Source organism: Hymenobacter sp. (assembly GCF_036387835.1).
Lineage (GTDB): Bacteria > Bacteroidota > Bacteroidia > Cytophagales > Hymenobacteraceae > Hymenobacter.
Genome location: NZ_DASVSY010000111.1, coordinates 87,453 through 113,679, shown reverse-complemented (window position 1 = coordinate 113,679; position 26,227 = coordinate 87,453). Strand labels below are relative to the sequence as shown.

Here is a 26,227-nt window from a genome sequence, read left to right as displayed (position 1 = left end):
TTGGCATTCATTCACAACCAGTCTAATGACAAAAGCGAATCTATCTAAAACACTCCTTGTTTGCTTAACGCAAGCAGGGAGTGTTTTTTTTGCCCATTCAGCGGCCGCCCAATACACCAGTGAAATTGGAGTAGGCTTGGGTGGTCTAGTTTATAAAGGCGAGTTGTCGCCTAACTATCAGTTCAAGAATAATCGTCCGGCTATTACGGCCTTTTACCGCAGAGACATTTCAGCGCCGGTCACGCTGCGAGGAGCCTTGCTTGCTGGCCTTCTACGCGCTGATGATGGTAACGTGAGAGGGGAGAGCGGGAATGTGCCTGCATTACAAGCCTACCGCCAAGCGAATATGAAAGGCAGCCTATATGAAGCATCGGCGGTGCTGGAGTACAACTTCTTCGACTACCATTACCGTAAGGCAAAGGTGCATTTTACCCCTTATGTCTTTGTTGGAGTAGCTGGTTTTTTGGCCAGCACTACAACAGCCACCAACAATGGGGCTCTACCCGCGCTTAATCAAAAAGGAAGTATGCTAGGCGTAGCGGTGCCAGCGGGTTTTGGCTTCAAGTATGCCTTGTCTAATCGGTGGAACCTGGGTCTGGAGGCTGGTGCCCGTAAAGCATTCAGCGACCAACTCGACCATATTGATGGCAAGAGCAACGGGCAGACGGATGTAGTAGGCAACCCACACGATCAAGATTGGTATTTCTTTAACGGTTTCACTATCTCTTATACTTTTTATAAGATTAACTGTCCGCCTCAATACAAGGACAATCCTAAGTTGCTACGGTAGATAGCGGTATTGGACAGGTTGGAATGCAACCATTTGCGTAACTTGCAGCCTCTTTACGCAAAAAGTACCCATGGCCATCCGGTCCGAAATCGACCCACATAATATTCCTGCTCACGTAGCCGTGATTATGGATGGTAATGGCCGCTGGGCCAAGCAGAAGGGCGGCCTCCGCATCTTCGGGCACCAGAGCGCCATTACTGCCGTACGCGAGACAGTTGAAACTGCCGCCGAAATGGGGGTGCGCTACCTTACGCTCTATGCTTTTTCCACGGAGAATTGGTCGAGGCCAGCGCATGAGGTGACGGCCCTGATGCAGTTGCTGGTGCACACTATTCGGAAAGAGACTCCCACACTATTAAAGAATAGTATTCGTTTACAAGCTATCGGACAAACCGAAAGCTTGCCGAATTCTTGTCAGCGGGAACTGGCGGAAGCAATAGAGTTAACCAAAGCAGGTTCTCGAATGACGCTGGTATTAGCACTTAGCTACAGTGGCCGTTGGGATCTGACGCAAGCGGCTCGTCGCTTGGCTGCCGATGTAGCGGCCGGGCAATTGCGTGCCGAAGACATTCAGGAAAACACTATTGCGAAATACCTAACTACGGCGGGTATACCCGATCCAGAGTTGCTAATTCGCACTAGCGGTGAACAGCGAATCAGCAATTTTCTGTTGTGGCAGCTGGCTTATACTGAATTGTATATCACAGATCTATTGTGGCCTGATTTCCGCCAAGCTCATTTCGAGGAGGCTGTGCGGGCATATCAGCGTCGGGAGCGGCGTTTTGGGAAGACGAGTGAGCAGCTAACCGTTTCGTAAGGTTTCAACAACAGAATGAATTTATTTTTCACCACAGTAGGCCGAGTAGCGGCTATAGTTCTTGCACTAGGTGTAGTAGCACCGCTAACTGGAGTGGCCCAAACGGCAACTCCTGCTGCAGCAGGCGAAGAGCCGAAGCGCTACGAGCTAGGGGGCATTACCATTAGTGGTGCCCGTTACCTAGATGCCAATACCCTGATTGGCTTAACGGGACTGCGAGTCGGCGACCCTATCTCTATACCAGGAGAGGAAATAGGCAAAGCCATCCGTAAAGTATGGGAACAAGGTATTCTCGGGGACGTGAGCGTTTCGATTACGCGCATCGATGGGAATCGTATTTTCTTGGACTTCAACTTAAAGGAGCGTCCCCGACTATCGAAGTTCGAGTTTGCGGGCATTGGTAAGAGTCAGGCCGATGATCTTAAGAACAAGATCAAGCTGATTCGCGGCAAGGTGGTGACGGATGCTTTGCTGAGCAACACCAGCACGCAGGTACGGAAGTTTTACACCAACAAAGGCTTCTTAGACGCTAAAGTAAATATCACGCAGATACCCGACTCTAGTTTGTCGAATAGTGTGGTATTGAAGATTAACGTTGACAAAGGCGGGAAAAGTAAAATCCGTGAAATCACTTTTGAAGGCAACGAAGCATTCAAAGACAGCAAGCTGAAGGGAAAATTCAAAAAGACCAAGGAGAAGAAGTTTCCTAAATTCTTGAATTCTGGGAAATTCCAGCGCGTAGAGTTCGAGGGAGATAAAGAAAAGCTTATCGAGTTCTACAATTCGCAGGGTTACCGTGACGCAACGGTAGTATCGGATTCACTTATTCGCAACGGGGAAGACTTGGCATTACGGATCCGAGTGGACGAAGGTCCCAAGTACTACTTCCGCAACATCACGTGGGCCGGTAACTACTTGTACGACGACAAAACGCTGGCCTCAGTGCTTGGTATCAAAGAGGGAAGTGTGTACAGCAAGGAAACGCTGGACAAGCGCCTGAACTACAACCCAACGGGTCAGGACATCACTTCGCTCTACATGAACGACGGCTATCTGTTCTTCTCCATCGAACCGGTAGAGACCAAGGTAGAAGGCGATTCGATTGACATCGAGATGCGACTCACCGAGGGGGTACAGGCTCGAATCAAGGAGGTGAACATCGCCGGTAATACCAAGACTACCGACCACGTCTTGCGTCGCGAATTACGTACGTTGCCCGGCGACAAGTTCAACCGGGAACTGCTTATCCGCTCGCAGCGCGAAATATCTACCCTAGGCTACTTCGACCCGGAAAAAGTAGGTATCAACCCGGTGCCCAACCAAGCCGATGGTACGGTTGACATCAACTATACCGTAGTAGAGAAGCCTTCCGACCAGATTACTCTCTCGGGTGGTTGGGGTGGCTATGCTGGCTTTATTGGCACGGTTGGACTGGTATTCAACAATTTCTCGTTGCGTAAAGCTAAGGACTTCCGCAACTGGACCCCAGTCCCAGCAGGTGATGGTCAGCGCATAGCGCTGAACGTGCAGGCCAATGGTTTGCAGTATCAGGCTTATTCGTTCTCATTCACTGAGCCTTGGCTTGGTGGCCGCAAGCCCAACTCTTTTTCCTTCAGCTTAAATCGAAGTATCAGTCGTTTAGGTAACAACTTTGATGTGAGTAATGCTGGGTTTATTAAAAGCAACAGTGCTTCCATTAGTTTAGGCCGACGCTTGCGCTGGCCTGATGATTACTTTACGTTAACCAATTCGTTGTCAGCTACTCAATATCAAACTAGAGGATATTCGCAGTTCGCAGGTATTCCTGACGGTACTGCTACTAACATTACGTTTAATACTACGCTGGCTCGTAACAGCATAGACAACCCAACCTATACCAGACGAGGTTCTTCGTTATCACTGAGTACAAGCTTGACACCTCCTTACTCGGTATTCAAAGGTGCGCATCCAGCCGTTAATGAATGGGTTGAATTCCATAAGTGGATGTTTGATGCCTCGTGGTTTACACCTATTGTGGGCAAGCTGGTGCTCAATACCAGGGCTCACTTTGGCTTCATTGGTTCATACAACAGTAGCCGCCAGATCGGCCCATTTGAGCGATTTAAGCTTGGTGGTTCAGGTCTAGGGGCTGGTGGTAGCCAAAATTTCTTGGTGGGCACCGAGTTTGTAGGCTTGCGTGGCTATGCAGATGCACAAGATCCTAATGCAATACCTACTGCTCAGAATAATGAGACGGGGGGAGTTGTCTATAACAAGTACGTCATGGAACTGCGTTATCCGGTGTCACTGAACCCAGCGGCAACGGTTTATATTCTAAGCTTCGCGGAAGCTGGTAATGCTTTCGACAACTATACGAACTATAGCCCCTACAAGCTGTACCGTTCGGCTGGGGTAGGAGCTCGTATTTTCATGTCGGCATTTGGTTTGCTAGGGTTTGACTTCGGGCGGGCCTTTGACACTGTTCCGCGCAATGCGGCTAATGCATCATCGCCTCAGGACCGCAGTCAATTCCACTTCATCATCGGCCAGCAAATCCGCTAAACGCGGAAAGTGCTGGTCGGCTTTTATTGCTTGCTGCTATGAAGAAAATGTTTTCTGCTCTAGCTTCTCTGCTAGTGCTTTTATCGACTGCTAGCTCAGCTACGGCCCAAAAGTTTGGGTATGTAGACTCTGAGTTTGTTATGGGCAAAATGCCGGAGTACGCTCAAGCGCAGACTGAGTTGAATAATCTGTCGCAGAACTGGCAGAAAGATATTGAGGCTCAAAAGAAAGACCTCGATAAGTTGTACCGCACTTATCAGGCCGAGGAAGTTCTGCTAACGGAGCCGATGAAGAAGAAGCGGCAAGATGAGATCCTGAAAAAAGAGCAGGATATAAAAGGCTACCAGAACAAGATCTTCGGCTACGAAGGTCAACTGTTCAAAAAGCGCCAAGAACTTACAAAACCGGTGCAGGACAGGGTGTTTGAAGCCGTAGAAAAAGTAGCTAAGAAGAAGCAGCTAGCCATCATATTCGATAAATCTGGCGACTTAACTATGCTTTATACCAACCCAGTACATGACTACACGGAATTTGTATTGGAAGAATTGGGTTTAGCATCTGAGGACAGAAATCAAACCGCACAGAAGGGCAGCGTTAAATCGGTGTCCGTTCCCAAAACGCCGGCTGGTGATGAGCCTCAGGCCGACGATGACAAAGCTGGTGCGACTACACCAGCTTCTCGCCCCGCCCGGCAGCCGGCTACCCGTGCGGCAAGCCGAAAGAATTAACTTTGCAACAAAAACTTCCCTGACGTTTCCCTTTTCAATGACCATTATGAACATGTTCCGCGTTGTATTGGCTGCGGCCGCCCTTACTTTCACGTCGGCTTCAGTTGCGTTAGCGCAGGCTCCCACTACTGCAGCGGCAACCCCAGCTCCTACGGCAGCAGTTGCCAGCGGCCCGCTGAAAATTGGCTATACGAGCGTGGAATACGTGCTGAGCCAAATGCCCGAAAGCCGTCAAATCGAAACAGATTTGAAAGCATACAGCACGCAGCTGGAAAACCAGCTCAAGAGCAAGTATGCCGATTACCAAGCTAAGGCCGAAGCCTACCAGAAAGGTGCTGCTACTATGACCGATGTAGTGAAGGCTGACAAGGAAAAGGAGCTGACGACCATGCAGCAGTCCATCCAGGAATTTCAGCGTTCTGCCGACCAGAATTTGCAGCAAAAGCAGCAGACTCTGTTGAAGCCTGCACTAGACAAGCTTCAGAAGACAATTGATGCTGTTTCGCTAGAGAACGGTTATACCTACGTCCTAAACTCTGACGGCGCTAGCCCAGTATTGCTGCACGGTCCGAAAGAAGGTGATATTTCCGACTTGATTTTGAAGAAGATGGGTGTAACGCCAGGTGCTACGGCTTCGGCTGCCCCTAAGGCCAGTGTTGCTCCTGCGACTCCGGCGGCAACCTCTGCTTCAAGCACCAACAAAACAACTAAGACTACCAAAAAGAAGTAAGCTGCTTTTGCTTACTACTATAGAAAAGCCGGAGCTTTGCGCTTCGGCTTTTCTGTTTTTTAGCCACTCCACCTGAGATTTTATATGACTCAGATCGACTCATCAGACGATGAACTGCTGCCCCTTATTCCGTCTGAAGATGACGAGGCAGAAATAGGGGATGAACTTTACGAGCACCATCGCATAGTAGTAAGCCGTAAGCAGGATTTGCTACGGCTCGATAAATATTTGCTGCGCCAGTTACCGCACACCTCCCGCACCAAGATTCAAAACGCTATTCTGGCGGAGGCTGTGCAGGTAAACGAGCGGCCCGTAAAGTCCAGCTACCGCATCAAGCCCGGCGACCTTATTACCATTACGCTGCCAGAGCCGCCCATTGATTATCGGGTGTTGCCTGAACCCATGGACCTCGATATTCGCTATGAGGACGAGGCGCTGTTGATGGTAAATAAGCCGGCTGGCATGGTGGTGCATCCGGCTTATGGCAATTGGCACGGCACACTAGTTAATGGCTTGACTCATCACCTCAACAACCTGCCTACGGGCCGCAATGGTGAAATTCGTCCCGGCCTTATCCACCGCATCGACAAGGACACGTCTGGGCTGCTAGTTATTGGCAAGACGGAGTTTGCTATGACCCACCTCTCGCAGCAGTTCTTTTACCACACTATTGAGCGGACCTATCTGGCGTTGGTATGGGGTATACCCAAGGAAGCGCAAGGCACCATTCGCACCAACATAGGCCGCAGTGTAAAAGACCGTAAGGTACAGGCGGTATATCCACTCGACAGCGACCAAGGAAAATCAGCCGTAACGCATTACAAGGTGCTCCGCACGTTCGGACATGTAGCCTTGGTGCAGTGCAACCTTGAAACGGGTCGTACGCACCAGATTCGGGTGCATATGAAGCACATTGGTCATCCGCTGTTTTCCGACACCACCTACGGCGGAAATAAGGTGCTATACGGCCAGCGTACGGGGGCGTACAAGGCTTTCGTAGATAAAGCTTTCGAACTGATGCCTCGTCAAGCACTACATGCGAAATCTTTAGGCTTTGTGCATCCTATCACGGGCGAGCAAATGCAGTTCGAAGTAGAATTGCCCGCAGACTTTGCCTCAGTACTGAATCAGTGGGAACAGTATGTTGAGTAGAAATATAAGTTGCTTGATCTTTGAAGCGCATTAAAACAAAAAGCCCCGTAACAATTGTCACGGGGCTTTTTACGCTTTTCAAAAAAGCAGTTATGACTTCTTCTTTGGCGCGGCCTTAGGAGCAGTCTTAGGAGCTCTCATCGAGTCAATTACTTTCTTCGCGTTAGCGTTAGACGGATCTAGCTCAAGTACTTGCTCATAATAAGGAGCAGCAGTGGTCTTTTCGCCTTTAGCGTAGTAGTAGTAGCCTAGATACTCATTGGCCTCTGCCAGACCTTCCTTGTTCTTGGCAGGATCAGCTTTTGCTAGCTCTACATATTTCTCGTAGTGCGGCTTTGCCAAACCCTGCTTGGAGTCTGGGTCCAAGTACGAGTTAACCTTAGCACGCATCAGGTACGCCGGAGCATAAGTTGGGCGAGCTGTAATGATGATGTTGTAAAGGCTGTCGGCCTGCGTGTACTGCTTGTTGCCCTGATATGCAGTGGCCAGACGGAACTGGTCAGTCAGAGCAGGGGTAGGAGTGGCTTTCATGATTTCCTTGTAGGCAGCAATAGCCGAAGGATAATCTTTGCCTAGCATGTAGCTCTGAGCAAGCTCTCCTTGCAGTTCAGCAGCTTTCTTGGGGTCTTTAGCGATAGCACTCTTGATAGCCGCTTCTCCATCCTTTGCACGACCATTTTTGGCCAGTATCTTACCGTAGTACACATAGTCTTCGGTAATGAGCTTGTCAGCTGGCTGGATCTTCATGTAGTTTTCCATAGCCGTCAAAGACTCTGGATACTTACCGTTTTCGAACATCGAGTAAGCCAACAGACGGTTCATGGTCACGTTCTGAGGGTCACGAGCCAATACTTTCTCTACCTCGGCTTGGGCTTCAGGGTACTTCTTGGTCAGAAATAGGAATGAAGCATACTTGGCGTCTGTGCCCGGCGACTTCTCAGCTACACCCTGATACTTCTGGAAAGTAGCCAGGGCATCATCATATTTGCCAGCGTAGAAATACGTCTCGGCTAGCGCATTGTAGGCAGGAGCGTAGTTTGGGTCGATTTGAATAGCCTTCTCAAAAGAAGTTTTCGCATCGTTGTAGTTACGAGCCCGAACATTGAGCTCGCCTTTGCGATAGTTGGCTAAGGCGCTATTTGGATCGGCCAAAAGGGCACGCTCGTAGCTGTTCATTGCTTCGCCACCACCTTGCTCCGACTGAGCATAGATGTCACCGCGTGCAATCATCAACTCCGGGTTGTCTTTGCCCTTGCTCAGCTTTTCGGCTTCTTGCACATACGACAAAGCTTTGGCGTTATCGGCTTTAACGTCCGACTCACCATAGGCTTGGGCAATCATTGTGTAGACCTTAGGGTCTTTCTTTTTGCTGGCCTTTACTGCATTGTCGAACTGGATTTGAGCATCAGCAGGCTTGCCTTTTGCCAATGCCGCCCGGCCAGCCGCTACCATGGTCATCGGATTCTTGGGGTCCAGCGGAACACGGCTGAAGTAATAGGCAGCAGAGTCAGCCAAGCCACGCTTCTGATAGAGACGACCTAGTTCGTAGGAAGCTTCAGGAGACTGACCTTGCTTCAATAATGCGGCGCGGGCTTCGCTGTAGCGCTCAAGTTCAATAGCTTTTTGAGGAGTCTGAGCGAAAGCGGCAGAGCCGGAAACCGACAAGGCAACGAGGAACGAGATATTCCAGGGCTTGAAGTTCATGGATAATGGGTTTAGTGGAAAAGAGGTGTGTTAAAGTGAAAAAGAGCAGACCTACTTCTTGGAAGTATTTATGATTCGAGTCTGTCCGGTAGCAGGCATCAGACCTGATTTCAAAACAATCAGTTGACCCTTGGTTCCTGCTATGAAGGATGCAAAACCGGTGCCAAGCCCTGCTCTGCCTTCCCGACTGATAATATATACTTCGCGACGCAAAGGATATTTTTTGAGTGCCAAGTACGCCTGAAAAGGCTGGTAATAATCGTCAACCGATTTCGGGCTAGCTTCGGAGCTGATACTAGCTACCCGTACGCGTTTTAAGAACCGTTGTACTGCGGCGTCATCCCGGTCGCTGATCCAGTTGGCTCCGACAATGCCGATAGCGTTCGGATGAGTTGCAACGTAATCTAGTAGCGCAGGGTTCGATTTGGCCGCAAACACTCGCTTCGAAAGCGGTGCACCACGCGTGATAGAGTCTTGCACGTAGCGAGTTGTGCTAGACCTATTGGCATCGAAAACCACATCAATAGGTCCTAGCTTGCTCTTGCCACTTACTTGCTGCCAATCTGCTTGCCTACCCGAGAAGATAGCGCTCAACTGCGCCATCGTTAGCAGAGAATCAGGATTGGAAGGATGCAGAATGATAGCTAAACCATCAGTGGCAATGTGCGTGGTACGTGGAATAAGCTTTTGCTTTTCCAATTCGCTTTTCTCAGCAGCATTGAGTTGACGCGCCAAGACAACAGCCCTAACCTTATCAGTTAAAATGTCTTGCGCAACAAAATCTTCTGGCTTATAAGCCGCCGTAACGTGCGCGTACACATACAGCTGTTGAAATGTGTCGATGTGCGATTTCAGAATCGGCGCAAACGTTTCGTCTACGCTGATATTGACCCGGCCAGTGGTAGAAGTGTCTTCGTCAGGACCGGCACTATCTGGATTTCGGTTACAAGCCGCCATCAGCAATAGCCCACAGGCGGCCACACTGAGCGAAAAAAGACGAGAGAGAGCAGGGAGTTTAGTCATATTTAGAGTCAGCATTGCGGAAATGCTGCTGATAAGTACGGACAAATCTAATAATTCCGTAGAATACGAATATACCTCCTAAGATACGCCGGTTTGCTAAAGATAGGTTCAATGCCGGAGGAGGAGCCAACCAGAGGTATATACCCAAGGCGATATAAACGAGCGTCATGAACAGCAAAAAATAGCGTATCAGGCTCTTTGAGCCGGTGCCAGCGTTTATGCGTTCTTCCGTAGTGGGGCGATTCATCATGGTGTTGGTGACGACAACTGAAGAAAAGTGTGTACTACTTAATTAACACAAAATTCTTGGCCTCAGGTTCGCCAAAACGCAGGTAAGGCCATGTTATTGCCACAAGAAAGGCGGAAAAGTGCTTGATTTCGTAGAAATCAAGCACTTTTCCGCCAGTCAAGAAGCGTAATTTGTTTAAAGCATTACTCTTAAGCTTTTTACAAGATAAACTTATTTAGCTATTCGTAGCGAAAAGTAATAGGCATTGTGTACCGCACAGATACAGCGTGCTTATTTTGCTGACCAGGTTTCCAAGTCGGCATATTCTTTACGACACGTGCAGCTTCTTCATCGGTACCAAAGCCTAAGCCTTTGAGTACTTGCACATCTGCAACAGAGCCGTCAGCCTGCACAGTAAACGAAATGTATACTTTGCCTGCTATGTTGTTGCGCAATGCTATTGATGGGTACCGTAAGTTCTTCTGCATGTAACGCTGTAGTGCCTCAGGACCTCCTAAGAACTCGGGCATTACTTCCGCAGTGAGAAAGACAGTAGGCGCTGGAGGTGCTTTGGCTACGCTTCCAGCTGTGTCTTTACCACCTATGCTACCTGTCTCTGTCGAAGTGCCAGTGCCGCCTTCAACACCACCCGTCATTACTTCTGCTATAGCCTCGGTTGGAGTTATTGTAGGCTTTGTAGGCTCTTCCCGTTTTACCTTTTCGTCAGGCACTACCTTCGTAGCTACTTCTGGTGTCCGCACGATGGGTTCCAGCGGTTTTGGCTGGCTGGCTACTGGTTTTACTTTCGCAGTTGGTAAAGGAATGAAAATAGGCTCAACTGTCTTAGAAATTTCAAGAGGATCAGGAGCTTCTACAAGCGTAGGAAATAGCCACTCCTTGATAAGAGGGGAAGCCACTAATAACAAAGTCAGCGAAATGGCAATAGCTAGCGCTCTGGCCAAATGGCGCTCATACAATTGGCGAAGCACATAGGCTCCGTACAATTTGTTTCGGCCTTCAAAGACAATGTCATTGAGTGTTGCGGTGCTTAGGTCGGGCATGGTCATGAGATATATAGGTTAAGGTGAAACGGATACATATTTTGTAATACCCAAACCCGGCCTCTTGCTCGTCCTATACCCACTATTGCCTGGCTTTCACATCTCTAACGCCTCCTATATTTATCGTAGTATGCAAGCAGATAAATATTTTATAATAAGTTTTTCACTTGTCTCCTGGTATAAGAGTTTAGCTTTTTGTAGGGTTAAGTGGAAGATGCTTGGTTAATTTCGAAGGATATAGAAGGCTACCTGTTTAGAAGAAAAGCACAAAAAGGAACCCCGCTTCCGGCCGAGGCTGAAAGCGGGGTTCCTTTTTAAATGCCAGATACGCTAGTATCCGGAAAATTTACTTGATGGCAAAGGTTACAGGTACCGTGTAAGATACGCTAACTGCCCGACCGTTCTGCTTACCAGGAGAGAACTTAGGGAGCTTCTTTACCGAGGCAACTGCCGATTCGTCGCAGCCACCGCCGATGCCTTTTTGTACCTTAACATCCGTTACTGCACCATCCGGACCTACTACAAATGAGATGAAGACTTTGCCTTCAATCTGGTTACGTAGCGCGAGTGCCGGATAAGAGGCACCTTTTTGAATGGCTGCCAGCAAAGCATCTTGGCCACCAGGGAATACGGGCATTTGCTCCACGTACTGGTAAACCTTTTGCTCTACCACTTCTTCTACGACCTTATTGCCTTCACCTTCCAAGCCGTTCAGGTCGAGCGGGTTGTCGGTGTTGCCTTTTACGGTAGCAGTTGAAACCACTTTATCTTCCAGTTCCTTCTGATCTGGAATCTCTTCTACCTTCTTCACTTCTTCGTCTTTCTTAACGACGGGGGGAGTGAACTTGATGGTAGAGAGCTTCGGTGGTGGTGGTGGCGGCGCCTCGGGTGGCGGCGGGGGTGGTGGTGGTTTCGTTTCGTCCAATGGAGGAGCATCCATCAGGACGTTCTCCTTCAGCATCTTGTCGTCTTCTACCACTGTCTCGTCGCGGAACAACCGCGCAATCAGCGGGAAGCTCACCAACAGGGCGAAAACGGCAATGGCGATGAGCAGGGCGCGCGTGACGTGCTTGGTGTACAAGCGCCGCAACACATAGGCTCCGTAGGCCTTGTTACGGCCTTCGAATACGATGTCGTTGAGGCTAGCCCGCGCTATTTGGGTGTTGTCCATCATAGCCCAGATTTTTCAATTAAGTCCTTGTCAGCTTTCGAAGCAGGCACTAGTGCGTACTTCTTCTGGTCGGTGATATTCATCTCGTCCAAGATGTCCACCATGTTCTTGTACTTCGACTTTTCGTCCGGCTTGATCAGAATAACCGTTTTAGGGTTCTGACGTTGCCGAGTGAGCAACACTTTACGAATACCATCGGCCGAATAATTGGAAGTCTTTAATTCGGGCTTCACATCGTTATCCAGCAGGCCTTCGTAATAGTACAGCTTGTCGTTTTCACCCATGATGATGGTAAAAGCATCCGAAGCTTTTAGTACGGTTTGCTCGTCCGGGTTCTTCTCTTTTACCGGTAGCGTGAGCTGCATCACGTTCGGCTTGTTGAACGAGGCGGTCAGGATGAAGAAGGTTAAAAGCAAGAAGGCCAAATCCACCATGGGAGTCATGTCGATACGAGTCGACATTTTCTTGGCCCGCTTCTTTCCACCTTTTCCACCCCCGCCGGAGTTCTGTTGTATTTCTGCCATGGCTTAGCGAGGGTTAGCGTGACACCACCGGCTTGTTTTCCAGGTCGGTGATAAGGTTGAAACGGTTGATGTTCTTATCCTGCAGAATCTTAGTCACCTTTATCACCGTTGCCACGTCGGCGTCATTGTCGCCTTTGATAGCAATGAACGTTGGTTTACCAATGGCCTCCTGGTTAGCTTTCCGTGCCTCCATCACCCAATCAATCAGTTGATTGTTGAGCGAGTCGATCGGAATACCAGTTTGGTTGACTTTCTTGCGCTGCTCTGTGCTCATGCTAAGCAAAGAACCTAGCTGTTGCACCGGTACACCAAATGAATTCAGGTTACCGAAGTTTTTCTTCTGCTTCTCGTTGAAAGAAAGCTGGTACTTGGCAGCGATTTTGTCGAGCAATAAGCTTTTTGCTTTATCACTTTCAAAACCAAAGAAGACGCGCTTGTCTTTGTCAACGAGCAGGCGGATGATGTTGCTTTCCGGCAGCTTGATTTCCGAGGTAGAAGAGGGAGTATCAACTACCACCACTTCCTCGGCAGCAAACTTGGTGGTGAGCATGAAAAACGTCACCAGCAGGAAGGCCAAATCCACCATTGGAGTCATGTCCAGCGAAGGATTGGTTCTATGGGGCTTTACTTTAGGCATGTGCTGGAGGGTTTATAGAATATTCAGAAAACGAAACTCGTAGCTTCTTATTGCGTGAACCGCAACTTAGGCCGTGTAAGTTTCCTTTTCGCCGTGCTGCGAGGCGAAAGTCTGAATAATGCTGAAGCCAGCTTCGTCGATGCTGTAGGTCAGTTCGTCAATTTTGCTGGTGAAGAAGTTGTAGGCGATGATAGCCAGAGCCGAACCGGCGATACCGATAGCCGTGTTGATCAAGGCTTCCGAAATACCTTCTGCCAGGGCTACAGCGTCAGGGCTACCAGCTTGGGCAAGTGCCGAGAAGGCCTTGATCATACCGAATACCGTACCAAGCAGACCTACCAGCGTTGATACTGAGGCAATGGTCGAGATGATAACCAGGTTTTTCTCTAGCATAGGCAATTCCAGAGCAGTCGATTCTTCGATTTCCTTCTGGATGGCCAATACCTTCTGGTCTTTGTCCATACCACGCTCGCGAGCCATTTCCTGGTACTTCAGCAGACCCGACTTCACTACGTTAGCTACTGAGCCTTTCTGCTGGTCGCAGGTAGCAATAGCGCCGGTGATGTCGTTCACATTCAGCTTCTGGCGGATGTTGCGCACGAAGCTTTCGATGCTCTTGCTGCCTTTGGCCTTGCTGATGGTCAAGTAACGCTCGATAGAGAACGTGATTACCAACAGGAAAAGCGACATCAGAATAGGTACGATGGGGCCGCCTTTGTATACAATGCCTAGGTAGTTACCGGGCAATGCAGCGTTAGCATTATTACCACCTACGAAGTTGCCTCCGTTACCCAATACAAAGATGTAGATGACGATGCTAACAATGATTGCCAGCGGAATAACGATGGCGGCAAACGCGGAACCGCCTTTTGCCTCACCTGGTGCGGCGGCCGTAGCGGCAGGCCGCACGTTCTTGTTTGTGGCATTCTTTTGTTCCATTGTTCCGGAGTTTTAAGGGAGTTGGTGGTGAAAGGTAAACTGGTGTTGAAAAGAGGTAAAATGAACGGTAGAAAGCCTTAAGACGGCGGCGGCCCCGCTCACCTGCATGTTATGCAAAAAAGCATTAATAACATGGGTTTAATCGTGTGCGGGGCCCGTCCGAAATTCAGTCGATCCTTGGCAAACCTAAGTAAAAACCTGAGTGCCGCCAAATGAAATCACGGTTTAAACGCTCTAAAACCAATCAAGACTTAAAAAAAGCTACTTTTTATTTGTCGTGGAAGTAGAAAGCAAGTTAGATTTTTTTGCCTGCTCCCAATATATATCCATCTGGGCTAAACTTAGGTCCTGAAGCTTATGCCCGTCGCGGGCAGCCTCTGACTCAAGGTATTGGAAGCGAGAAATAAACTTTCGATTGGTGCGTTCGAGAGCTTCTTCGGGGTTGATGCCGGCATGACGGGCAAAGTTGATGAGCGAAAATAATAGGTCGCCAAATTCAGCGGTTGCCCGCTCCTGATCGATTGAAGCTGGATCGGTATGAGCGAATTCAGCTTCAAATTCCCCCAGTTCTTCTTGCACCTTGTTCCAAACCTGATCGGATTTTTCCCAATCAAATCCTGCACCGCGAGCTTTCTCCTGAATGCGCATGGCTTTCACAAGGGCGGGCAGTGAAGTAGGTACGCCGCCAAGTACTGACGTGTTGCCTTTTTCTTTGAGTTTTAATTGCTCCCAGTTGCGTTTGACATCTTCTTCGGTTTCAGCTTGGGTGTCGCCGTAGATGTGCGGATGACGAAAAATAAGCTTTTCGCACTGCGCGTTCAGAACGTCTGCCACATCGAAATGCCCCGTTTCCGACGCAATCTTCGCATAAAACAACAAGTGCAAAAAAACGTCGCCGAGTTCCTTCTTTACGTCGTTCAAGTCGTGGCGGATAATGGCGTCGCTTAGCTCGTACGTTTCCTCGATAGTGAGGTGGCGTAGGCTTTGCAGGGTTTGCTTCCGGTCCCAGGGGCACTCGACGCGTAGGCGCTCGAGTACGTCAAGTAGGCGGCCGAAAGCAGCTAACTGAGCTGGTCGGCGGTCGGGCGAGTTATATTCCATACAGTCAAAGATACAAGCGTGGGGCGCACTGTGCTACCTGTTCTAACGGCTCTGTTCACGGCTGAGGCAGTACATTTGCGTCTTCTGCAGTTGGGCTTATTAGCTCCACTGTAGCGAAACCAGGGGCGTTTCTCTACTTTTGCGGACCTATTTAAAGAATCAGCCTGTGGCACTCATAAAATCAATTTCTGGTATTCGAGGTACTATCGGCGGAGCTGCTGGTGAGGGCCTTACTCCGCTCGATATAGTGAAATATACGGCGGCCTTTGGGACGTGGGTACTCGATAAAACGCAGAACAACACCATCGTTATTGGGCGCGACGCCCGTATTTCTGGTGAAATGGTAAGTAAGCTGGTAGCGGCCACGCTACAAGGACTAGGCATCAATGTAATCGACTTGGGCCTGAGCACAACGCCTACCGTAGAAATGGCTGTGCCCGCTAAAAGAGCCGGTGGAGGCATTATTCTAACGGCCTCGCACAATCCAAAGCAGTGGAACGCACTCAAGTTGCTTGATAGTTCGGGCGAATTTATTTCCGATGCCGACGGGCAGCGGGTGCTGGCGCTTGGCGACACCGAAGCCTTCACGTTTGCCCCTGTTATGAAGCTCGGCCAGTACAGCATCGACGAAACGTTTTTGCAGGAGCACATTGATGCCATCTTGCGACTGCCGCTGGTTGATGCCGAAGCCATTAAAGCCAAGAACTTTCGGGTGGTAGTTGACGCTGTAAATTCGACTGGTGGTTTTGCTGTGCCTATGCTGCTGAATGCGTTAGGCGTGGAAACCATTGAAAAGCTGTTCTGCGAACCCACCGGCGACTTTGCGCACAACCCCGAGCCACTGCCCGAAAACCTGCGTGAAATAGCCAAAAAGTTGGAAAAGGGCTCATTTGACCTTGGTATCGTAGTAGACCCCGACGTTGACCGACTAGCACTGGTAAACGAGGATGGTAGCATGTTCGGTGAAGAGTACACCTTGGTGGCCGTAGCTGACTACGTGCTGCAACAGAACGGGGGGGGCAACACCGTAAGCAACCTCAGCAGCACCCGCGCCCTGCGCGACGTAACCGAGAAACACGGTGGTAGCTATGCTGCCGCTGCGGTAGGAGAGGTGAACGTGGTAACCAAAATGAAGGAAACCAACGCCATCATTGGTGGCGAAGGAAACGGCGGCATTATCTATCCGGAGCTGCACTACGGCCGCGACTCCCTGGTTGGTATAGCACTGTTTCTAAGTCATCTGGCGAAAAGTGGCCTCACGATGACGCGCTTACGAGCCAGCTATCCTAATTACTACATCTCGAAAAACAAGATCGAGCTGACGCCGGAAATTAACACCGATAAGGTGCTGAAGCTGATGGAGAAGCGTTATGCCAAGCAGCCTGTTAATACGATTGACGGCGTGAAAATTGAGTTTGACAAGGAATGGGTGCATCTGCGCAAATCCAATACGGAACCCATTATTCGGATTTATGCCGAGTCAGAGTCCAATGCTACTGCTGATCATTTAGCAAATAAGATCATTGCTGACATAAAAGAAATTATCAATCACTAGGGTAAAACAGGTTTTCCTTCAAGTATTCGCAACCAAGTAGGCTATGGCATTGCTTGAATAGCAAAAAAGAGATTTAATAGGTTTTTACTTTGTGCTAGGATTCCGGCTACCCCGCCGGAATCCTTTATTTTTGCAGGCAGTACCCATTCCCCATTAAGCTATTGCGCCGCATGACCGTGTATTTCGATAACGCCGCCACTACCCCCCTGGACTCTGAAGTGCTGGATGCTATGTTGCCCTTTATGCGGGAGCATTTCGGTAATCCGAGCAGCATTCACGGCCACGGACGACAGGTGCGCGCCGCCATTGAAAATGCCCGGAAGACCATTGCGCACCTCATCAATGCGGCTCCCGCGGAAATCAGCTTCACATCGGGAGGAACGGAGGCGGATAATTACGCGGCTTTTGGCAGCGTCCGGGCACTTGGGCTCAAGCACGCCATTACGTCGCTGCTAGAGCATCACGCGGTGCTACACGCCTTGCAGGCTTTAGAGAAGTCTGGCGACATTCAACTTAGCTACGTGCGTCACGACGAGCAGGGGCGCTTCGATTTAGAGCACTTGGACGAGTTATTGGCCACCCATCCGCGCACGTTTGTAAGCTTGATGCATGCCAACAATGAAATTGGCAATCTGAACGACATTGAGGCTATTGGGGAAATCTGTGCCCGGCATGACGCTGTGTTTCATACGGACACGGTGCAGACCATGGGGCATTACCGGCATGACGTGCAGAAGCTGAAAAACCACTTCCTGGTGGGTTCAGCGCACAAATTTCATGGACCGAAAGGAGTTGGTTTCCTTTACCGCCGCTCGGGGTTGCTGATAGACGCCCTAATTCATGGGGGCTCGCAGGAGCGGAATCAGCGGGCGGGCACCGAAAACGTATACGGCATTGTGGGACTGGCCAAGGCGTTGGAAATTGCTTACCACGGCATGGCCGAGCATCGGCAGCATATTCAAGGCTTAAAAGACCGATTCATCACGAAGTTGCGCAACGAAATCGACGGGATAGAATTCAATGGTACATCGGCCGAAGCCAATCAAAGCCTCTACACGGTGCTGAACGTGAGCTTGCCGCCTTCCGACTTAAATGAAATGCTGCTCTTCAACTTGGATATCAACCGCGTGTCGGTGTCGGGTGGTTCGGCGTGTACCAGCGGGGCCAACGCTGGCTCTCACGTGCTGACGGCTTTGGGCTGCGACCCTAACCGGGGCGCTATTCGCTTCTCGATGAGCAAGTACAACACTACCGAAGAAGTTGATTACGCCGTAGAGCAGCTAGCGAAGATGTACCGCAAGGTGCCTGCATAAAGAGCTAGGCGGGTGCGTTTCGTTCTTGATTGCGCGGGCAGTGAATTTATTGTTGCATTGCTGTGCATAGTACATCTTTTGCACTTCAGCAAGCGGCTTTACTGAGCGGGCCGCTGATGCCATGAGCAGCCAAGAGGCAACTCTAAGTTGCACTTCGCGACGTGTTGAACGACTGGCTACGCCGTTTGAGTAGGCGTCAGCACGCACCTCGCGAAGTATAACTTCCCGCGTTACCTCTGGTAGGCCCGGCTGTAGTATGGCTCCTTCACACGCTTCAGAAGAGTTTTTGCTGCTGTAGAAATGGCCTTTTTAGCCTCTCAGCTGACGGAGCGCAATAACAGTTATTTCAATTTTGGTTTGGCGCTTGAGGCCATTAACCACGAAAAACGAACTCAGTAGCTACCATCGGCCCCGCCGCCGCCGGAGCTACCCCCGCCAAACTCGAAGCCCACTGCTGCTGGCTGCGGCACAGTGGCTGTTTCGGCAATAATAAGAGATTCAAGGTTGAATTTGGGTTGGTCCTCATCGTCGGCAGTGGCGGTGAGGCCGTGGCGAGGCTGGCGCAAATAGCGTGTTACCCACAGCATGGCCACAATAAGCACTGCGCCCGCCAATGTAGCTGCTATTTCGGGCGGCAGTACGGAGCGGTAGTGCCGCAGGGTGTAAAGTGAGAAGACCACTATCAACAGCCCGACCAGCAGCCAAACCCGGTCGTGCCGGCGTAATCCGACTATTATGTAGGCTACTGGAATGCCAGCCGTAAAAAAGTAGAACAGCCACGCAAAAGGTATTTGCGCCGACACAAGGGCATCACTTAGCAGAGCGTTGCCTTCGCGCACCACGAGGTAGTTGCCGCCTAGGTAGAAAGTCAGCAACGACAGCACTTTCAGCACCTGGAGGCAGGGCTTGTAGTACAGGTGATCAGGGCGAAGGCTAAGCTTCTTGCCTAGGAAATAAGCTGCTACGGAGGCTAGCATCACGGCAAACGGTAGAATGAGGCGGCCAATGGGAAACTCAAGCAAGACGCTTGCTAGCAGTAGCAGGGAAGTGGCATAAGCCGCTGCCGCCACCAACCGGTCGGCATAGCGGACCGTGGCGGCTAGGAGCACAGGCAGCACGAGCAACAGGGTTGTTATGGTGTAAGAGCTGGTAGATGTGTTGCCTTCATAAAGTCCACTAGTGGCAGTTTTGTGGGTGAGGTAAACCAACAGGAACACAATCCAGCCAAGCAGGTAGTAGAGCAGCGCGTTATCGATACCCGAATGGCAGAGGCGAGACTCTTTGATGGCAAATTCCAGTGCTATCAAGCTCCCGATGATGCTTAGCACTCCTGTAGTAAGCAATAGCGTTTCCTCTGAGACACCGGAAGAAAAGCCTCCGGAAAAAACCAAGGCGGCAAAACCAGAGCCCGCCAACAGCCCGATGCTAGTGAAGATGAATAAGGTGATGCGCAAAAATATGGTGGGCCGGTAATAGTCAAGAGGGTGAGCGGCTTGTATGGCCGAAAGTTGCGCCATGGAAAGCAATCCTCGCTTCTGCCACCGAGTAGCCGTTGCGCGTATGGCCTCGTGATGCGCCCAAATAGGGTTATAGGCTTTCCAGTTCATTAATTGATACGCAAGATTTTCTTGATATTCACGAAGAACACGAGCACTCCGAAACACGAGAGCAAGAAATACAACATGATCAGGGATACTGCATCTGAAGTGCTATGATCAATAAGCCGGATAAACAGATAGGTGAGGACGATGTAGCTGTACAGGGCACCCATCAATATGAAAAGGTAGGAGCGGGTGCGCCGAGCATACCAAGCCAGAAAGCCGCACAGCACCAAAATCAGAACGGCGGCAACAAGAGGAGAAAGCCACGTTTCCGAATAACCGTCAACCAGCAAGAAAGTAGCAGCCAACAGCGCCAGGTTACTGCCCAGGGAGAGGTAAGTGAAGCCGAAGTGCCGTTTCCAGTTCTTGTATTCCGATAGTAGTCCTGCGCATGCCAGCGCGAGCCCCAAGCCTACTGCCGCGCCGCTTAGGCTGCGAAAATTATTGTCGGTAAAAGCCGACAGTGGCGCCACCGATACGCCCACCCAAGAGGCCAGGGCCGTAATGCCCATGGTAAGCACGCCCCGGTGGTCGAAAAGGTAAGCCAACCAAAAAAACAGTACGGCCGGCAGAAAAACCGCCAGCCCGTAGCGGGTACCGAAAATGCCGTATTGATACTGCACGTAGCCTTCCAGGCTCAGAAATAGCAGGCAGCCGAGCAGCAGCACATAGTCGGGCACAAAGCCGGCGCGTGGTACCTCGCCCCAGGTGAAGGCCGTGCGGTAACGGGCCACGTAGCCGAAACACACCGCTGTCAGCAACGTCATGCCGGCCACTACCACCCCATGCCCAATTTCGTCGATGTGCTGGTAAAGCAGCACGCCCAGGCCTCCGGTCAGCAACACGATGCCCAGGTACAGCAAGGTGCGCACCTCGTAGTGCACGGAGAACGGGCGCGTCTGCTCGTCTCGGCGGATAAGCGCGGCTTGCTCAGGCATGACCAGGCCTTGGGTTTGCAATTCGTTGAGAAACTGGTCGGGGAACATAAGCCGATAGTATATAGGAGCGTTAATATAAAAGGAAACATACCAACTTCGCTGGAATGCGTAATATGCCACTGCCCCGGCTGCACTATCAGCAGCCGGATTCATAGAACCAGGATATATGGCCGATATCAATATTCAGCGTAAAAAGTCTTCTCCCAGCCCCTGGCTGCTCGTTCTGCTGGCGCTGGTGGTACTAGGTGGCCTAGCCTGGTACCTGTTGCGCACTGATGCCAATGAGCAAATCCCTGCCGTGCCCCCCGAGCCAACCACGCCGGCTACCGGAACTGCGGCACCGGCCGCTGGTCTTTCTGCGGCCGATAGCATGATGCTGGAAACTCCCACTGCTACGCCCGAAGACCTGGCCGCTGCTGCCCAGCGCGACCCCACTGGCCCCAACTACGCCCGCAATGGCCTCCGCGTGCTAAGCGGCGTCCTAGTAGATTTGGCCGACCGCGCCGACCTGCGCGACGCCGCCGTAGGCGAAAAGCGCGACGTGCTAACCAGCGCTACCGCCCGCCTCGACGACTCCACAGCCAGCTTGCGCCCCGGCTTCGTTGCGGCCACGGGCCTTATGCAAGCCATGCAGCAAAAAGCGTATCCTACGCTGGAACCTGCCGTAGGCGACTTACTGGACCGAGCCAACCAACTGTCTGGCCACAGCAACACGCCGGAAGACCAGCAGCAATTGCGCGAGTTTTTTGGCCGAGCCACAGAAGTAGTGCGTACGCTAAACGAGCCCAGCAAATAGCCCATTGTTATTCCGACATTCCGCGCATTAAGCGGCTTGAGGAATAACAGCAAGTTTGAATGGTTGACCTGTGTATTCCTCTTTTCAGCTTCTCAACTGTCAATTCTGTGGAACCTACTCCTATTCCTTCCGCCCAGGGCATGCACCTACGCCGCCTGCGCGACCTAACTGAGTTTGAGGTAGCCAACGGCAGCCCCGACGTGCGTGGCTGGTCTGTCCGGGGCGGCGACGGTAAGAAATTCGGCGACGTAGCCGAGCTTATTGTAGAAGAAGTTGCACTGAAAGTTCGTTACCTCGATGTGGAGCTGGACGCCAGCCTCCAAATCAACGAGCACGAGCGCCACATCCTAATTCCGGTTGGCGTAGCAGCGTTAGATGAGGAAAGCGACAATGTCTTTGTGCCTTCCCTTACCCTAGAATCGGTGCTCGATTATCCACCCTACGAGGAATTCCATATTTCCCGTGAGTACGAAGAGGCCATGCTCCGCGCGTTGAAGCTGCCGCTGCCCGAACACAACAGCACCACCTTCTACGAGCAGCCATCCTTCAACGAGCAAAGCTTCTACCAGAACCGTCGCTCCCCCAAACTCCTAGACAGCTTCCGCCGCCGCGACCGGCAGGAATAGGTGAAATGGTGAGGCTGTAGTACCACTATCGTTGAACGACCCATCCGTATGGGGGCAGCAACGATAGTGGTACTACAGCCTCACCATTTCACCATCTCACAACTTCACCACTTAATTCCGGTGAATCATGTCCACCACGGCTTGTACCCAGGTGGGGTGGGTGTTGAGGGAAGGTACTAGCTGCCAGTGTTCCCCACCGGCTTCTTCGAATAGCTCTTTAAATTCTTCGCCTACTTCGATAGTAGTCTCCAGGCAATCGGCTACGAAGGCGGGGCTGAAGGCCAGCACATTCTTGATGCCTTTGGCCGGGAAGGGTTTCAGGACTTCATCGGTATAGGGCTGGAGCCATGGGTCGCGCAGGCGGCTTTGCAGGCGGCTCTGGAACGAAACCGTGTATTGTTCGGGCGTGATGCCTAAGCCTTGCGCTACGAGGCGGGAGGTTTCGAAGCACTGTGCCCGGTAGCAGTAGCGGTTGTTTTTGTTGTAGCTGTTGCAGCAGTTGCCCAGCTTGCAATAGCCGTTGTGGCTGCCCTTCAGCACGTGGCGCTCCGGAATGCCGTGGTAGCTGAACACGATGTGGTCGTAGTCGTGCTTGGCCATTTCCTGCTTGCCTAGGTCCACAATGGTGGCAATAAAACCGGGGTCGTTGGCGAAGGTGCTGATAAAGGAAATGCTCGGTACCACCCACCACTTGCTTACCAACTCCATCACCTTCTCCTGCACCGAACCCGTGCTGGCTGCCGCGTACTGCGGAAACAGCGGTAGCACAATAATGCGCTCCACGGCCGCCTCGCGCAACTCATTCAGGGCCTTCTCTATGCTTGGGTTCTGATAGCGCATCCCAAAGGCTACTAAGTAGTCGGAGCCGAGTTGCTCTTGCACCAGCTTCTGTAAGTCGAGGCCGTGGAAGAGCAGGGGGGAGCCCCGGTCGGTCCAGAGTTGTTGATAAATCTTGGCCGACTTGGGGGCCCGCAAGGGCACTACCAGGCCCTGAAAGAGCGGGTAACGGATAGCCGCCGGCATATCAACTACGCGGCCATCGGTCAGAAATTCGTTGAGGTAACGCCGTACATCACCGGTTTGCGGCGAGTCGGGGGTACCGAGGTTAACAAGCAGGACGCCAATGCGGCCTTTGGAGGGAGCGGGCATTTTATAGTAGCTGTTAGCGGTTGGCCGCTAGCGGTCAGACTTTTGCAAGACAGACAGCCGCTAGCCGTAGGCTGATTGGTGGTAACTATGCGTTAAACCAAAAAGAAGGCTTTTTGGCTCGAATTCACTTGCAAAAAAAGCGAATAGCTAACCCCCAATAGCTAACGGCTAAGAATAACCGTACCTTTGCAGGCCAATTTCCAGATTCTGAAGTGAATACCGAACCTACTCCGCACCGCGCTGGCTTTGTGAGCATTATCGGCAAGCCCAACGTTGGCAAGTCGACGCTCATGAACGCCCTAATGGGCGAGCGGCTCAGCATTGTCACAAGCAAAGCCCAAACAACGCGCCACCGCATCCTAGGCATCCTCAACGGGGAAAACTTTCAGTTGGTGTATTCCGATACGCCAGGCATCATCCAGCCTAAATACGAGCTGCACAATGCCATGATGTCGTTCGTGTATTCGTCGCTGGAAGATGCTGATGTTGTTCTGTTTGTGACGGATATCTACGAGAAGCACGACGAAGAGCCCGTGGTGGAGCGGCTGCGCAAGATGGAGAACACGCCCATCCTGCTCCTCGTCAACAAAATCGACCAAGCCGACCAGGCCGAGGTGGAAGCTAAGGTGGAATACTGGCAGCAACAGCTGCCTAATGCCACGCGGGTACTGCCTATTTCGGCCCTGGAAAAGTTTGGCACCGGTGAATTGTTGGATCTGATTCTTGGTTATCTACCAGTGCACCCTCCGTATTATCCTAAAGACGAGCTGACCGATAAACCCGAACGGTTTTTCGCTGCCGAGATGATTCGCGAGAAAATCTTTAAGCTCTACAAAAAAGAGGTGCCCTACAGCTGCGAAGTCGGCATCGAAGAGTTTAAAGAAGAAGAAGACATTATCCGGATGCGCTCCGTCATTTATGTGGAGCGCGCCAGCCAGAAAGGCATTATCATCGGCCAGAAAGGGGCGGCTTTGAAAAAAGTCGGCACCTGGGCCCGAGAAGAAATGGAAAAGTTTTTCCAGAAAAAAGTGTTCCTGGAAATCTACGTGAAAGTGGATGAGAACTGGCGCACCGACCCCAAAGCCCTAAGCCGCTTCGGCTACCAATAAAGGTGAAATTGTGAAGTTGTGAGATGGTGAATTCAACGTTCTAACCGCGCGGGTCCGCGCATTTTGCCTAAGTAGAACGTTGAACTCACTATTTCATAACTTCACAATCTCACCACTTCTGACCTTCTTCAACTTAACTACTCCGGGCACTGCCGAACATGGTCGGGCCGGCGGCTGGAGTCAGACCCAATGAAAAACACAATTGCTATTGTGGGACGCCCTAACGTGGGCAAATCCACGCTCTTTAACCGCCTCGTCGGCCAGCGCAAGGCTATCATGGACGACGAAAGCGGTGTTACCCGCGACCGGCACTACGGCTACGGTGAATGGATTGGTAAGTACTACACCGTTATCGATACGGGTGGTTACGTGCACAACTCCGACGACATCTTCGAAGGTGAAATCAACAAGCAAGTAAAGCTGGCTATTGACGAGGCCGATGTGGTGCTGTTCATGGTAGATGCCATGGCCGGGGTGCACGGCCTCGACGAGGAATTTGCCAGCGTGCTACGGCGCTATCAAGGCAAAAAGCCGATCTACATTGTCGCTAACAAAGCCGATACCAACTCCCGCATCCACTCTTCCGGTGAGTTCTATGCCTTAGGGGTAGGCGATGGCGAAATATTTCCGGTTTCCTCCGCCAATGGTTCTGGTACCGGTGATTTGCTGGATGCTGTGGTGAGCCACTTCCAGGAAGAAGGGGTAGAAGACCCCGACCTCGGCATTCCGAAAATTGCGGTAGTAGGCCGCCCCAATGTGGGTAAGTCCAGCTTCGTGAACCTGCTGCTCGGCACCGAGCGGAGCATCGTGACGGACATTGCGGGCACCACCCGCGACTCTATTCAGGCTCGCTACAACGCCTTTGGCAACGAGTTTATCCTGGTAGACACTGCAGGTCTGCGGCGCAAAACCAAGGTACACGAGGACGTGGAGTTTTACTCGGTGCTGCGCTCCATCCGGGCGCTGGAAGAAGCCGATATATGCGTAGTGATGCTTGACGCCACCCGTGGCATCGAAGCGCAGGACGTGAACATCATCGGTTTGGCCGACAAGAACCGCAAAGGCATCGTGATTCTGGTGAACAAGTGGGACTTGATTGAAAACAAGGAAACGAACACGGCTAAGGAGTTCGAAGAGAAGATCTACGAGAAGATTGCGCCTATTGCCTATCCGCCCATCATTTTCACTTCGGTGCTCACCAAGCAGCGCGTGCATAAAGCCATTGAAACGGCTATTGATGTGTACGAGAACAAGCGTCGTAAAATCCCGACTTCGCAGCTCAATGAAGTGATGCTGAAGGAAATCGAGAATTATCCGCCGCCGGCAACCAAAGGCAAGATGGTGCGCATCAAGTACGTCACGCAGCTGCCCACGCACAACCCGGTGTTTGCCTTCTTCTGCAACCTGCCGCAGTACGTGCGCGAGAGCTACACCCGCTACCTGGAAAATCGCCTACGGGAGCATTTCAACTTCACCGGCGTACCCATCGGCATCATTTTCCGGAAGAAGTAGAAGCGTAGGAATAAATTCTTTTCACTTGTCGGGTTACCTATTGAAAGCTCGTGTATAAAGTCTCGTAATTCGTCGTGGCTCTTAGGAGAAACCATTGAGTTACGCTTCTTAAATCGACTTTCATCTCTCCAAACAACCCTACCATGAAAAAAGTATTGTTCCTCGCTCTAGCTGCTGCCTCGTTCACTTTCACTTCTTGCGACAGCAAGACTGAAAACGCTACCGAAGGTGCTGCCGAGAATACCGAAGCTGCTGGCGAAGCCAAGGCTGACGCTATGGAAGAGCAGGCTGATGCCGTTCGTGACTCGGCTGATGCTACTGCCGACAAAATGGAAGACGGCGCTGATGCTGCCGACGCTCCTGCTACTACGGCTCCTGCTACCACGCCAGCTCAGTAATTTCTGCTGGTCTTAGACCCGAAAGGGGCTTCCCATCACGGGGAGCCCCTTTTTGTTTTTGCGCCTCAAGCTCTTAGTTTCAA

At 51.2% G+C, this 26,227-nt stretch carries 24 protein-coding genes; 13 read left to right on the top strand and 11 right to left on the bottom strand.

Translation table 11 applies throughout. The features are described 5' to 3' along the window. Window positions 1-25 precede the first annotated feature (25 nt). The 6 genes from porG to VF639_RS21990 all read left to right on the top strand — a co-directional run bounded on the left by porG (window position 26) and on the right by VF639_RS21990 (window position 6,758). Window positions 26-790, top strand: coding sequence for a type IX secretion system protein PorG (gene porG, locus VF639_RS22015; RefSeq protein ID WP_331148104.1), 765 nt, complete (start codon window positions 26-28; stop codon window positions 788-790). Window positions 791-866: 76 nt separating this feature from the next. Next, the gene (locus VF639_RS22010; RefSeq protein ID WP_414654777.1) at window positions 867-1,607 is read left to right on the top strand and encodes an isoprenyl transferase; all 741 of its coding nucleotides are present in this window, start codon (window positions 867-869) and stop codon (window positions 1,605-1,607) included. Window positions 1,608-1,622: 15 nt separating this feature from the next. Continuing rightward, complete coding sequence (gene bamA, locus VF639_RS22005; protein ID WP_331148102.1) at window positions 1,623-4,148, top strand: outer membrane protein assembly factor BamA; 2,526 nt, start codon at window positions 1,623-1,625, stop codon at window positions 4,146-4,148. A 38-nt stretch (window positions 4,149-4,186) separates the two neighbouring features. Further along, window positions 4,187-4,876, top strand: coding sequence for an OmpH/Skp family outer membrane protein (locus VF639_RS22000; protein WP_331148101.1), 690 nt, complete (start codon window positions 4,187-4,189; stop codon window positions 4,874-4,876). A 46-nt stretch (window positions 4,877-4,922) separates the two neighbouring features. Then, window positions 4,923-5,606 (top strand): OmpH/Skp family outer membrane protein, encoded by a 684-nt coding sequence (locus VF639_RS21995; protein ID WP_331148100.1) that lies wholly within the window; start codon window positions 4,923-4,925, stop codon window positions 5,604-5,606. Between the two features lie 84 nt (window positions 5,607-5,690). After that, a complete protein-coding gene (locus tag VF639_RS21990) occupies window positions 5,691-6,758 on the top strand; it encodes an RluA family pseudouridine synthase (RefSeq protein WP_331148099.1) in 1,068 nt (355 codons plus the stop codon). 90 nt (window positions 6,759-6,848) lie between these two features. Here VF639_RS21990 and VF639_RS21985 read toward each other — a convergent pair whose 3' ends face one another. The 8 genes from VF639_RS21985 to mazG form a co-directional block, all read right to left on the bottom strand. Next, window positions 6,849-8,462, bottom strand: coding sequence for a tetratricopeptide repeat protein (locus VF639_RS21985; RefSeq protein ID WP_331148098.1), 1,614 nt, complete (start codon window positions 8,460-8,462; stop codon window positions 6,849-6,851). A 51-nt stretch (window positions 8,463-8,513) separates the two neighbouring features. Beyond that, window positions 8,514-9,485 carry a PstS family phosphate ABC transporter substrate-binding protein gene (locus VF639_RS21980; protein ID WP_331148097.1) on the bottom strand — a complete coding sequence of 324 codons (972 nt, stop codon included), beginning with the start codon at window positions 9,483-9,485 and terminating at the stop codon, window positions 8,514-8,516. Window positions 9,486-9,953: 468 nt separating this feature from the next. After that, window positions 9,954-10,781, bottom strand: a complete 828-nt coding sequence (locus VF639_RS21975; RefSeq protein WP_331148096.1) for an energy transducer TonB — start codon at window positions 10,779-10,781, stop codon at window positions 9,954-9,956. 340 nt (window positions 10,782-11,121) lie between these two features. Further along, the gene (locus tag VF639_RS21970; protein ID WP_331148095.1) at window positions 11,122-11,949 is read right to left on the bottom strand and encodes an energy transducer TonB; all 828 of its coding nucleotides are present in this window, start codon (window positions 11,947-11,949) and stop codon (window positions 11,122-11,124) included. Then, window positions 11,946-12,470, bottom strand: a complete 525-nt coding sequence (locus VF639_RS21965) for an ExbD/TolR family protein (RefSeq protein ID WP_331148094.1) — start codon at window positions 12,468-12,470, stop codon at window positions 11,946-11,948. The genes VF639_RS21970 and VF639_RS21965 overlap by 4 nt, the downstream gene beginning before the upstream one ends. 13 nt (window positions 12,471-12,483) lie before the next feature. Beyond that, window positions 12,484-13,107, bottom strand: coding sequence for an ExbD/TolR family protein (locus VF639_RS21960; protein WP_331148093.1), 624 nt, complete (start codon window positions 13,105-13,107; stop codon window positions 12,484-12,486). Window positions 13,108-13,173: 66 nt separating this feature from the next. Continuing rightward, the gene (locus VF639_RS21955) at window positions 13,174-14,046 is read right to left on the bottom strand and encodes a MotA/TolQ/ExbB proton channel family protein (protein WP_331148092.1); all 873 of its coding nucleotides are present in this window, start codon (window positions 14,044-14,046) and stop codon (window positions 13,174-13,176) included. A gap of 261 nt (window positions 14,047-14,307) precedes the next feature. Next, window positions 14,308-15,147 (bottom strand): nucleoside triphosphate pyrophosphohydrolase, encoded by an 840-nt coding sequence (mazG, locus tag VF639_RS21950; RefSeq protein WP_331148091.1) that lies wholly within the window; start codon window positions 15,145-15,147, stop codon window positions 14,308-14,310. 166 nt (window positions 15,148-15,313) lie between these two features. Between mazG and glmM the strand changes: the two genes are divergently transcribed. Both glmM and VF639_RS21940 read left to right on the top strand, forming a co-directional pair. Next, entirely contained in the window at window positions 15,314-16,702 is a 1,389-nt protein-coding gene (glmM, locus tag VF639_RS21945; RefSeq protein ID WP_331148090.1) for a phosphoglucosamine mutase, read from the top strand. Window positions 16,703-16,872: 170 nt separating this feature from the next. Further along, entirely contained in the window at window positions 16,873-18,015 is a 1,143-nt protein-coding gene (locus VF639_RS21940; protein ID WP_331148089.1) for a cysteine desulfurase family protein, read from the top strand. A gap of 392 nt (window positions 18,016-18,407) precedes the next feature. Here VF639_RS21940 and VF639_RS21935 read toward each other — a convergent pair whose 3' ends face one another. Both VF639_RS21935 and VF639_RS21930 read right to left on the bottom strand, forming a co-directional pair. Then, window positions 18,408-19,532, bottom strand: coding sequence for a hypothetical protein (locus VF639_RS21935; RefSeq protein WP_331148088.1), 1,125 nt, complete (start codon window positions 19,530-19,532; stop codon window positions 18,408-18,410). An 89-nt stretch (window positions 19,533-19,621) separates the two neighbouring features. Then, on the bottom strand, window positions 19,622-20,602 hold the full coding sequence (locus tag VF639_RS21930) for a DUF2157 domain-containing protein (RefSeq protein WP_331148087.1): 981 nt from the start codon (window positions 20,600-20,602) through the stop codon (window positions 19,622-19,624). A 118-nt stretch (window positions 20,603-20,720) separates the two neighbouring features. On the opposite strand from VF639_RS21930, the gene VF639_RS21925 reads away from it, so the two are divergent. Next, a complete protein-coding gene (locus tag VF639_RS21925; RefSeq protein WP_331148086.1) occupies window positions 20,721-21,350 on the top strand; it encodes a hypothetical protein in 630 nt (209 codons plus the stop codon). 107 nt (window positions 21,351-21,457) lie between these two features. Continuing rightward, window positions 21,458-21,976 carry a PRC-barrel domain-containing protein gene (locus VF639_RS21920; RefSeq protein ID WP_331148085.1) on the top strand — a complete coding sequence of 173 codons (519 nt, stop codon included), beginning with the start codon at window positions 21,458-21,460 and terminating at the stop codon, window positions 21,974-21,976. Window positions 21,977-22,087: 111 nt separating this feature from the next. Here the strand turns inward: VF639_RS21920 and hemH are convergent, their stop codons facing one another. Continuing rightward, window positions 22,088-23,125 (bottom strand): ferrochelatase, encoded by a 1,038-nt coding sequence (gene hemH / locus VF639_RS21915; RefSeq protein WP_331148084.1) that lies wholly within the window; start codon window positions 23,123-23,125, stop codon window positions 22,088-22,090. Between the two features lie 212 nt (window positions 23,126-23,337). On the opposite strand from hemH, the gene era reads away from it, so the two are divergent. The 3 genes from era to VF639_RS21900 all read left to right on the top strand — a co-directional run bounded on the left by era (window position 23,338) and on the right by VF639_RS21900 (window position 26,144). Then, a complete protein-coding gene (gene era / locus VF639_RS21910) occupies window positions 23,338-24,234 on the top strand; it encodes a GTPase Era (RefSeq protein WP_331148083.1) in 897 nt (298 codons plus the stop codon). A gap of 189 nt (window positions 24,235-24,423) precedes the next feature. Continuing rightward, window positions 24,424-25,746, top strand: a complete 1,323-nt coding sequence (der, locus tag VF639_RS21905) for a ribosome biogenesis GTPase Der (protein WP_331148082.1) — start codon at window positions 24,424-24,426, stop codon at window positions 25,744-25,746. A gap of 143 nt (window positions 25,747-25,889) precedes the next feature. Continuing rightward, the gene (locus VF639_RS21900) at window positions 25,890-26,144 is read left to right on the top strand and encodes a hypothetical protein (protein ID WP_331148081.1); all 255 of its coding nucleotides are present in this window, start codon (window positions 25,890-25,892) and stop codon (window positions 26,142-26,144) included. Window positions 26,145-26,227: the final 83 nt, after the last annotated feature.